Source organism: Streptomyces sp. NPDC054961, from assembly GCF_053609145.1.
Window position 1 is genome coordinate 202,378 of record NZ_JBSGWY010000008.1, and the last position, 10,054, is coordinate 212,431.

Annotated in this window: 8 protein-coding genes; 4 read left to right on the forward strand and 4 right to left on the reverse strand. The window is 73.3% G+C overall.

All coding sequences use genetic code 11. From position 1 onward, the window contains the following. Positions 1-911: DUF2637 domain-containing protein (locus tag ACWF9Z_RS11215; protein ID WP_453600271.1), on the reverse strand; the 911-nt coding region annotated here is incomplete at its 3' end. A 403-nt stretch (positions 912-1,314) separates the two neighbouring features. Then, complete coding sequence (locus ACWF9Z_RS11220; protein WP_453600273.1) at positions 1,315-2,193, reverse strand: (2Fe-2S)-binding protein; 879 nt, start codon at positions 2,191-2,193, stop codon at positions 1,315-1,317. A gap of 107 nt (positions 2,194-2,300) precedes the next feature. On the opposite strand from ACWF9Z_RS11220, the gene ACWF9Z_RS11225 reads away from it, so the two are divergent. Further along, positions 2,301-2,963 carry a GntR family transcriptional regulator gene (locus tag ACWF9Z_RS11225; protein WP_453600276.1) on the forward strand — a complete coding sequence of 221 codons (663 nt, stop codon included), beginning with the start codon at positions 2,301-2,303 and terminating at the stop codon, positions 2,961-2,963. 123 nt (positions 2,964-3,086) lie between these two features. Here ACWF9Z_RS11225 and ACWF9Z_RS11230 read toward each other — a convergent pair whose 3' ends face one another. Together ACWF9Z_RS11230 and ACWF9Z_RS11235 are read right to left on the reverse strand one after the other, a co-directional pair. Further along, a complete protein-coding gene (locus ACWF9Z_RS11230; protein ID WP_453600279.1) occupies positions 3,087-3,863 on the reverse strand; it encodes a hypothetical protein in 777 nt (258 codons plus the stop codon). A 211-nt stretch (positions 3,864-4,074) separates the two neighbouring features. Next, positions 4,075-5,757: a PucR family transcriptional regulator gene (locus tag ACWF9Z_RS11235; protein ID WP_453600281.1), complete on the reverse strand. Its 1,683-nt coding sequence runs from the start codon at positions 5,755-5,757 to the stop codon at positions 4,075-4,077. A 254-nt stretch (positions 5,758-6,011) separates the two neighbouring features. On the opposite strand from ACWF9Z_RS11235, the gene ACWF9Z_RS11240 reads away from it, so the two are divergent. From ACWF9Z_RS11240 to ACWF9Z_RS11250, 3 genes are read left to right on the forward strand one after another with little or no spacing between them, the layout of a single operon-like run. Continuing rightward, complete coding sequence (locus tag ACWF9Z_RS11240; RefSeq protein WP_453600283.1) at positions 6,012-6,908, forward strand: FAD binding domain-containing protein; 897 nt, start codon at positions 6,012-6,014, stop codon at positions 6,906-6,908. 2 nt (positions 6,909-6,910) lie between these two features. Then, complete coding sequence (locus tag ACWF9Z_RS11245) at positions 6,911-7,525, forward strand: (2Fe-2S)-binding protein (protein WP_453600286.1); 615 nt, start codon at positions 6,911-6,913, stop codon at positions 7,523-7,525. 2 nt (positions 7,526-7,527) lie between these two features. Then, positions 7,528-9,933 carry a xanthine dehydrogenase family protein molybdopterin-binding subunit gene (locus tag ACWF9Z_RS11250; protein WP_453600289.1) on the forward strand — a complete coding sequence of 802 codons (2,406 nt, stop codon included), beginning with the start codon at positions 7,528-7,530 and terminating at the stop codon, positions 9,931-9,933. Positions 9,934-10,054: the final 121 nt, after the last annotated feature.

Sequence of the window (10,054 nt, forward strand, 5' to 3'; positions counted from 1 at the left end):
GGCGGGGGGGCCCCCCCCCCGTTGCGCGTTGGGGCCGCCCCGCCCCCCGGGGCCGCCCCCCCGGTCCGGGGGCCCAGCCCCGGCTTGTCGCCGGGGGGGGGGGGGCCCCGCCCCCCCCACGCCCGGTTCTGCCGGCCGAGCGCCTTGATGTGCGCCCGGTCCAGGCGGTGTTGCTCCCGCCTGCGGTGCCGGTCCTGCTCCTTCTCCTTCTTGTCCTCGCGCACCTCGTCCACGGCCTCGTCGAGAGTGCGCACCCCCTCCAGCAGCATCAGCGACCAGGCGCCGAAGGTCTCGCGGGGGGCCCGCAGCCAGCGGACCATCCGGATCTGCGGCAACGGCCGCGGAATCAGGCCCTGTTCGCGCAGGGCGGCCCGGCGGGTCTGCTTCAGTGCGCGGTCGAAGAGCACGGCCGCCGAGAGCGACATGCCGGAGAAGAACTGAGGGGCCCCGTCGTGGCCGATGCCGCGCGGGGCGTGCACCCAGTTGAACCAGGCGGCCGCGCCCGCGAACAGCCAGACCAGCATGCGGGAGCCGAGGGCGGCGTCGCCGTGGCTGGCCTCGCGGACGGCGAGCACGGAGCAGAACATCGCGGCGCCGTCGAGGCCGAAGGGGACCAGGTACTCCCAGCCGCCGGAGAGGTTGAGGTTCTGCCGGCCGAAGCCGACCAGTCCGTGGAAGGAGAGCGCGGCGGCGACCGCCGCGCAGCAGAACAGCAGCACGTAGGAGGCGGTCCCGTAGACGGCTTCCTTGCGCCGCCGCCGCTCCTCGCTGCGCTCCCAGCTGTCCTCGGCCGCCGCGGCCTTGTCGCCTTCGCGCTTGCCCCGGGCCAGCACCGCCACTGCCGCAAGTACGCCCAGGATCAGCAGGCTGCCGGGCAGCAGCCAGTCCAGCGATATGTCGGTCAGTCTCATGCGGATGTCCTTGCCTCGCGTATGCGGCTCTTCGGCTTGTGGCCGGTGCGGCTTTCCGGGCGCCATAGTGGCGCAGCCGGTGCGCCGCACACGCGGGTTTCGGGTCAAGTGGACGCCATCGGGGGGTCGAGCCCGCCGGATAGGGTGTTGAGACTCGAACTGTCGCTCGTGATGACCGAGTTGAGTTCGATTCGCGGTCAGCCGGACGGGTGGGTTCGGACGGCGGAGGCGAAGGTGGCGCCCCCGCGGCGCCCGTGGATCCACGACGCCTGCCGGGGATGCGGCCGTCCGGGTGGTTCGCGCGAGTGCGCACGACGGACCGGGGCGTGACGGACGGCCGCGACGCAGGGTCGCGACGCACGGCCCGGTCCGTGGCGGCCCGGACCGTGGCGGCCGCGACGGGTCAGGCGGCGGCGGCCATCTGCTCCGTCAGGCGCGCCACGCGGTCCGCGTCGCAGGTGCGGGGGCAGGTCACGCAGGTGTCCTCGGGGCGGATCGTGTAGAAGAAGCAGCAGCTCGCCCGGTCGCGGGTGGGCAGTTCCCGGCCGTCCGGGCCTTCGAGTCGGCGGAAGCCGGCGCCGCCCGTGTACGGGGCGGTCGCGCCGGGCAGGAGCAGCTCCAGTTCGGCCATGGTCCGCCGCTCCTCGGCCTCGCCGAGCAGGTGGCCGACGTACCAGAGGCTTTCGACGATCTCGTCGGTCACCATGCCCCACTGGGCGCGCCGGCCGCGCCGCAGGCGTGGGCCGAAGCCCTCCAGCACCGGCCCGAGGTGCCGGGCCACCGAGGCCCGCACCTCCTCGCGCAGCGCCTCCTCGTCCGGTACGACCCGGGCCCCGGGGAGCGCGGCCGCCGGGTCGTCCGGCAGGCAGGCGAAGGACTCCGCGCGGACGGCCATCCGCCCCTGGGTCCGGTGGAAGGACACGCCGTCCGGGGGCAGCAGGGGCACGCGGCGGTCCAGGAACCAGGGCGCCGTGATCAGCAGGCAGGCGGGCCACGCGTACCGGTGGAGCCCGAAGCCCGCCACCACGTCGGGCCGGGCCCGGGTCCCGTAGTCGCGCAGCACCTGGGCGTCGTCCCAGGCGAGGAACGCGTCCACGGCCTCGCCGCCCGCCGCGAGCTCGTCCGCGCCGACCCACCCCGCACCGCGGGGGGAGGGTTCGTGGGCGGCGAGCTCGGTGACGCGCAGTCCGCCGTAGGCCCGGGTCAGCCGTGCGTACGCGTCCGCCAGGGGAGAGCCGTCCGGGACGGGCGCACTGACGGGGTTGACGGCCGTGACGGGCATGGGAGACCACCGAATCACGCGATCGTTGACAGGTTAGCCTTACCTTACCTGACCTGCCGCGGGTTCGGGATATTCTCTGGTCAGGCCTGGACCCGTAGGAGGACCGAGTGCGTGACACGGCCCGAGCCCGGGTTCCGGAGCAGCAGACGCCGCGGAAGGTGTCCCGCCATTCGGTGCGCGGACAGATCCTCGACGCCCTGCGCGAGGCGCTGTTCGACGGCCGGCTGGCCCCGGGGGAGATCTACTCCGGCCCCGCCCTGGGCGAGCGGTTCGGGGTCTCGGCGACGCCGGTGCGCGAGGCGATGCAGCAGCTGGCGCTGGAGGGCGCCGTCGAATGCCTTCCGAACCGTGGCTTCCGGGTGCTGACCCGGACCCCGGTCGAGCGGGCCGAACTGGCGGAGGTCCGGGCACTGCTGGAGGTCCCGGTGATGCTGCGGCTGGCCCGTACGGCCGGTCCGGCGGCGTGGGCCGGTGTGCGGCCGGCGGCGCTGGAGACGGTGCGCGCGGCGGCGTCGGGGGACCACGCGGGGTACGCGGAGGCGGACCGGGCGTTTCACCGTGCGGTGCTGGAGCTGGCGGGCAACGCGCAGCTCCTGCTCGTGGCGGGCGACCTCCACCGCCGCGCCCAGTGGCCCGACCCGGGCCCCTCGAACCTCCGCGTCCGGGCCCTCGCCGCGGACGCGGCGGAGCACGTGGCCCTGCTCGACGCCCTGGCCGAGGGGGACGTCCCCCTCGCCGAATCCCTGATCCGGTCCCACTTCGTCGCGTGACGCGGCGCCCGGGGCGGCGGCGGCCGGCGGGGCCGGCCGCGCCGCCGTCCGGGCCCCTCCCCGGCCCTCCCCGGGGGCCGGATCACCCGGCGGGGCCGGACGGACCGCGGGGCGGTCCCGGCGTCAGGACGGCACGGCAGGGTGGAGCTGCTCGGCGAGCCAGGTGGGGATGCCGCCCAGGAGGTGGAACAGCCGGCGGGCCTCCGCGCGCAGGCGGGCCGCCTCGGGCTCCGGCTCCGCTTCCGCCAGGGCCGCCAGCGCCGGGGCCGTGCCCACCAGGAAGCCCAGGTCCTCCCGGATGCGCAGGGACTCCGCGAAGCCCTTGCGGGCCTCCGCCACCTCTCCGTCCCGCAGGGCCAGTGCGGCCAGGTGCCGCCACGTGAAGGACAGCAGGAGGGTGTCTCCGTGGGCGAGCGCCCCCGCGTGGGCCCGCTGGTACGCGGGCAGCGCGGACTGCGGGGCGTCGGCCAGGTGCTCGGCGACCAGGCCCCGCCGGAAGTCCAGCAGCGGCCGGGTACGGGACCCCGGAGTCAGCAGCGCCGCCGCCCGTCCCAGGGCGGAGCGGGCCTCGTCGGCCCGGTCCCGTACGCCGAGCACGGTCGCCGCGTAGGCCAGGTGGCCCCGCTCGCACGCGGCCGCGCCCCGGTCGTCGTCGTCCTGGGCCACCGCCTCGGCGATCCGCAGCGCGTCCTCCGCCTCGGCCCAGCCCTGCCCGGTGAACAGGCAGCGCTCGACCAGCAGTCCGGTGCGCTGTACGGCGGCTCCGGCATCGTGTAAATGCGGCGTCAGCAGGGCCGCCGCGTCGGTCCAACAGCCGCGCGAGCGCAGCCGCCATATCGCCCGCTGGAGGGGGTCGTCTCCCCCGGTAGTTCCGGCACCGGACATGGCGGTATACGCCACATTGCCCTCCCCAAAGCAACCAAGCAGCACGTCGTCGAGCCCTGGGGCGAAATGAGAGCACGGATCGGCGGGTTCGGCCAAGGGGTCGGGTGAACTCTTTCACAAAGTCCGGACGGATCATCAGCCGGCCCCGCTCGGCCCCGAGCGGCCGCCGACCGGACCTGTACCGGATCCCGACCGGCTCCCCGGCCGGTCAGGGGGGCGCCGGGCCTCAGCTCATCCGCAGGGCGAGGAAGAAGTCGAGCTTGTCCTCGAGCCGGGAGAGGTCCCGCCCCGTCAACTGCTCGATTCGCCCGACCCGGTACCTCAGCGTGTTGACGTGCAGGTGCAACCGCGTCGCGCAGCGGGTCCACGAGCCGTCGCAGTCCAGGAACGCCTCGAGCGTGGGGATGAGCTCCGCCCGGTGGCGGCGGTCGTAGTCCCGCAGCGGGTCCAGCAGCCGGGCCGTGAAGGCGCGGCGGACGTCGTCCGGGACGAACGGGAGCAGCAGGACGTGCGAGGCCAGCTCGTGGTGCCCGGCCGCGCAGACCCGGCCCGGACGGGCCGCCGCGACCCGGCGGGCGTGCCGGGCCTCCTCCAGGGCTCCGCGGAGCCCCTCGGCGGAGTGCACGGCCGCGCTCACGCCCAGCGTGATCCGGCCGTCGTCGGCGAGCCCGGCCGCCAGGGGCTCGCGTACCGCCGCGAGCAGCGTTTCCGCGTGCAGGGCGGTGTCGGGACCCTTCTCCTCGCCGGGCTCGCCGGCCGGCGCGGGCAGCGGTACGAGGGCGATCGCCTCGTCCCCGGCGTGTGCGACGGCGATCCGGTCCGAGGGCTCCGGCCCGGAGACCGAGGGGTCCACGAGGATCTCCTCGAGCAGCGACTGGGCCACGGGGCCGCCGGCGATGTCGCCGCCGTCCCAGTCCACCCGGGCCACGACGACCTGCCAGTGCGGGGCGGAGCCCAGGCCCGGCAGGAGCACCGGCGCGGCCACCCGCAGGCGGGCGGCGATCTCGGCGGGCGGGGCGCCCGTCTGGACCAGCTCCAGGACCTCCTGGGCGAGGCGGCGGCGCACGGTGCGCGCCGCGTCGCGGCGGTCCCGCTCGACCGCGATCAGCTGGGTGACGCCCTGGAGCAGGTCCAGCCGCTCGGCCGGCCAGTCGCCCGCGTCGGCCTCGACGGCCAGCAGCCAGTCGGAGAGCACGCTCTCGCGCACGTCCCGGGGGGCGGTCTGGCCGGCCCCGCCCCGCCCGTGTCCCCTGATCGGGAACAGGGAGTAGGTCATACCCTGGAGGGAGATCCGGTGCGGTCCCCGGCGGCCCGTCCGGACCGCCGCGAGGTGCTCGCCCGCCAGGGCCGCGCAGACGCCCGGCGCCAGCGGCTCGCCGGCTCCGGCGATCTGCCGGCCCGTGGGGGAGAGCACCCAGGCCCGGAGGTCGAGGTCGGTGGTGAGCAGATCGAGCACCACGTCGGGGCCGCCACCGGCGGGCCCGGAGGTCATCAGGCGGCGGTGGCGGTCCACGACGGCGGCGAGATCACCGGCCCGCTCTCCCGAGACCTGGCGCACCACGTACTCGGTGATCGTGGCGAATGCAACGTCCTCGTTCACGGCGAACAGCGGAAGACGGTTGCGCACACAGGCCGAGACGAGATCGTCGGGAATGTCACCCAGCTCCGCCTCGCCCGCCGCGAGCCCCGCCACGCCAGCGCCGGCGAGGATTCGTACGAACGGCTCGGAGTCGGCTGAATTTCGTCTCCATGCCAGGCCGGTGAGGACGAGCTCACCTCCGGAGAGGTATCGGCTGGGATCGCGCAGGTCGGTCGTCATGACCCCGCGGACCGTCCGGTCGAGTTCTTCCTGGCCGCCGAGCAGCCGCAGCCCCAGCGCCTCGGTCTCCAGCAGTGCGCGAAGCCGCATGATGTCGCCGCCGATCTGTCTCGAATGTTGCCCTTGGAAATCGGGCAGGTCGTCGCATCCTGCCTTTCATACGAATCTACAAGACGAGGGAGGCCGTCAGCCAACTCCTTCATGGTTTCGGTGACTGCACCCGGGGGACGGGCGGCCGGTGTACTGAGTCCACACCGCGTTAACAGCACGTGAACGACCAGTCGAGGGCTCTTGGGCCTCCTGGCTTGAAGTGAACGACCCGATTGAGAAGAAGAGAGCCACACATGGACTTCCTTCGCCCCGCCAGCTGGGAGGAGGCGCTCGCCGCTAAGGCCGAGTTCCCCACAGCTGTGCCGATTGCGGGTGGCACCGATGTGATGGTCGAGATCAACTTCGACCACCGTCGGCCGGAGTACCTTCTGGACCTGAACCGCATCGGTCTCCTGCGGGAGTGGGAGGTCGGCGAGGACGTGGTCCGGCTGGGCGCCTCCGTCCCGTACACGCAGATCATGGAGAACCTCCGCGCGGAGCTTCCCGGACTCGCGCTCGCCTCGCACACGGTCGCGTCCCCGCAGATCCGCAACCGCGGTGGTGTCGGCGGCAACCTCGGCTGTGCCTCGCCGGCCGGTGACGCGCACCCCGCGCTGCTCGCGGCGGGCGCCGAGGTCGAGGTGGAGTCCGTGCGCGGCTCTCGCCTGATCCCGATCGACGCCTTCTACACGGGCGTGAAGCGCAACGCGCTGGCCGCCGACGAGCTCATCAAGACCGTCCACGTGAAGAAGGCGGACGGCCCCCAGCAGTACTCGAAGGTCGGATCCCGCAACGCGATGGTCATCGCCGTCTGCGCGTTCGGCCTGGCGCTGCACCCCGAGACCCGCACCGTCCGTACCGGCATCGGTTCGGCCGCGCCGACCCCGATCCGGGCGAAGGCGGCCGAGGAGTTCCTGAACGCCGCGCTCGAAGAGGGCGGCTTCTGGGAGTCGGGCAAGGTCATCACCCCGTCGATCGCCAAGCAGTTCGGTGACCTCGCCTCCGGCGCGGCCAACCCGATCGACGACGTCCGCGGCACGGCGAAGTACCGCCGCCACGCGGTCGGCATCATGGCTCGCCGTCAGCTCGTCTGGACGTGGGAGCAGTACCGCGGTTCGAACAACGGCCGCTCGCTCGAAGGGGCTGCGTAATCATGCGCGTCAATTTCACTGTCAACGGCCGTCAGCAGGAAGCCGACGACGTCTGGGAGGGCGAGTCCCTCCTGTACGTCCTGCGCGAGCGCCTCGGCCTGCCGGGTTCGAAGAACGCCTGTGAGCAGGGCGAGTGCGGTTCCTGCACCGTCCGCCTCGACGGCGTTCCGGTCTGTTCCTGTCTGGTCGCGGCCGGTCAGGTCGAGGGCCGCGACGTCGTGACCGTCGAGGGCCTGGCGGAGTTCGCCAAGCAGCGCGACGAGCACGGCCACGGAGGTGCCTGCGGCACCGGCGGCGGCTGCGGTTCCAAGGGCGGCGTCTCCCTGGACGCGGCCAAGCAGTGGCAGGCCCACGGGCGGGCCGGCGACTCGCAGACCGGCGAGGGCGGCGAGCTCTCCACCATCCAGCAGGCGTTCATCGACGCCGGCGCCGTGCAGTGCGGTTTCTGCACCCCGGGCCTCCTGGTCCAGGCCGACGCGCTGCTGGAGGAGAACTCCTCCCCGTCCGACCAGGACATCCGCGAGGCCCTGTCCGGCAACCTCTGCCGCTGCACGGGCTACGAGAAGATCCTCGACGCGGTCCGCCTCGCGGCCGCCCGTCAGTCAGAGGCGGTCTGACCATGGCTCAGAACACGCGCACGGTTCCGGCCGGTACGCCGACCAACGTCACGCAGAAGCACACCAAGGGCGGCATCGGCGAGTCCACGCTGCGTCCGGACGGCACGCTCAAGGTGACCGGTGAGTTCGCGTACTCCTCGGACATGTGGCACGAGGACATGCTGTGGGGCCAGACCCTGCGCAGCACCGTGGCCCACGCCGAGATCGTCTCGATCGACATCTCCGAGGCCCTGGCGATGCCGGGCGTCTACTCGGTGCTGACGTACGACGACCTGCCGGCCGAGATGAAGAACTACGGCCTGGAGATCCAGGACACCCCGGTGCTCGCCAACGGCCGGGTGCGTCACCACGGTGAGCCGGTCGCCCTCGTGGCCGCCGACCACCCGGAGACCGCCCGCCGCGCGGCCGCCAAGATCAAGATCGACTACCGCGAGCTGCCGCTCGTCACGGACGAGGCCTCGGCCCTCGCCCCGGGCGCGCCGCTGATCCACGAGGGCCGCGACGACCACCACATCGGTCACGTCCCGCACCCGAACATCGTGCACCGCCAGCCCATCATCCGCGGCAACGTGGAAGAGGCCCGCAAGCGCGCCGACGTCATCGTCGAGGGCGAGTACACCTTCGGCATGCAGGACCAGGCCTTCCTCGGCCCGGAGTCCGGCCTGGCCGTGCCCTCCGAGGACGGCGGCGTCGAGCTGTACGTCGCCACCCAGTGGCTGCACTCGGACCTCGGGCAGATCGCCCCGGTCCTGGGCCTGCCGCCGGAGAAGGTCCGCATGACGCTCTCGGGCGTCGGCGGTGCCTTCGGCGGCCGCGAGGACATCTCGATGCAGATCCACGCGTGCCTCCTGGCGCTGGCCACGAACAAGCCGGTCAAGATCGTCTACAACCGGTTCGAGTCCTTCTTCGGCCACGTGCACCGCCACCCGGCGAAGCTCTACTACGAGCACGGCGCCACCAAGGACGGCAAGCTCACGCACATGAAGTGCAAGATCGTCCTGGACGGCGGCGCGTACGCGTCGGCTTCCCCGGCGGTCGTGGGCAACGCGTCCTCCCTCTCGGTCGGTCCGTACGTCCTGGAGGACGTGGACATCGAGGCGATCGCGCTCTACACGAACAACCCGCCCTGTGGCGCGATGCGCGGCTTCGGCGCCGTCCAGGCCTGCTTCGCCTACGAGGCCCAGATGGACAAGCTCGCGCAGAAGCTGGGCATGGACCCGGTCGAGTTCCGCCAGCTGAACGCCATGGAGATGGGCACGGTCATGCCCACCGGCCAGGTCGTGGACGCCCCGGCGCCCGTCGCCGAGCTGCTGCGCCGGGTCAAGGCCCGCCCGCTGCCGCCCGAGCGCCAGTGGGAGACCGCCGGCGAGAGCGCGGACGTCCGCGCGCTGCCCGGCGGCCTCTCCAACACCACCCACGGCGAAGGCGTCGTCCGCGGCGTGGGCTACGCGGTCGGCATCAAGAACGTCGGCTTCTCCGAGGGCTTCGACGACTACTCGACCGCCCGCGTGCGCCTCGAGGTCATCAACGGCGAGGCCGTCGCGATGGTCCACACGGCCATGGCGGAGGTCGGCCAGGGCGGCATCACCGTCCACGCGCAGATCGCCCGTACGGAGCTGGGCGTCACGCAGGTGACCATCCACCCGGCCGACACCCAGGTCGGCTCCGCCGGTTCCACGTCCGCCTCCCGGCAGACGTACATGACCGGTGGCGCGGTGAAGAACACCTGTGAGGCCGTCCGCGAGGCCGTGCTGGAGATCGGCCGCCGCAAGAACGGCTCGTACCACCCGGCGTGGGCCACGGCCGACCTGCTGCTCGAAGGCGGCAAGATCGTCACCGACGGCGGCGAGGTCCTCGCGGACATCGCCGAGATCCTGGAGGGCGAGGACGCGATCGACCTCGAGCTCGAGTACCGCCACCACCCGACCGTCCCCTTCGACCTGGTCACCGGTCAGGGCAACGGCCACGTCCAGTACACGTTCGCCGCGCACCGGGCGGTGGTCGAGGTGGACACCGAGCTGGGTCTGGTCAAGGTCGTCGAGCTGGCGACCGCCCAGGACGTCGGCAAGGCGCTCAACATGCTCTCCGTGGTCGGCCAGATCCAGGGTGGCACCACCCAGGGCCTCGGCGTCGCGATCATGGAAGAGATCATCGTGGACCCGAAGACCGCGAAGGTGCGCAACCCCTCCTTCACGGACTACCTGATCCCGACCATCCTCGACACCCCGACCATCCCGGTCGACGTCCTGGAGCTCGCCGACCCGAAGGCCCCGTACGGCCTGCGCGGCATGGGCGAGGCCCCGACCCTCTCGTCCACCCCGGCCGTCATCGCGGCGATCCGGGCGGCGACCGGTCTGGAGATCAACAAGACGCCGATCCGTCCGGAACTGCTCACCGGCACCCTCTAGGACGGCGTGGTGGGGGGGGGGGGGGGGCGGCCCCCCCCCCCCCCCGGCCCCGGGGGGGGGGCGGGGGCGGCGCCCCCCCCCCCCCCCCCCCCCCCCCCCCCGCCCCGCGCCGGCGGAGGCG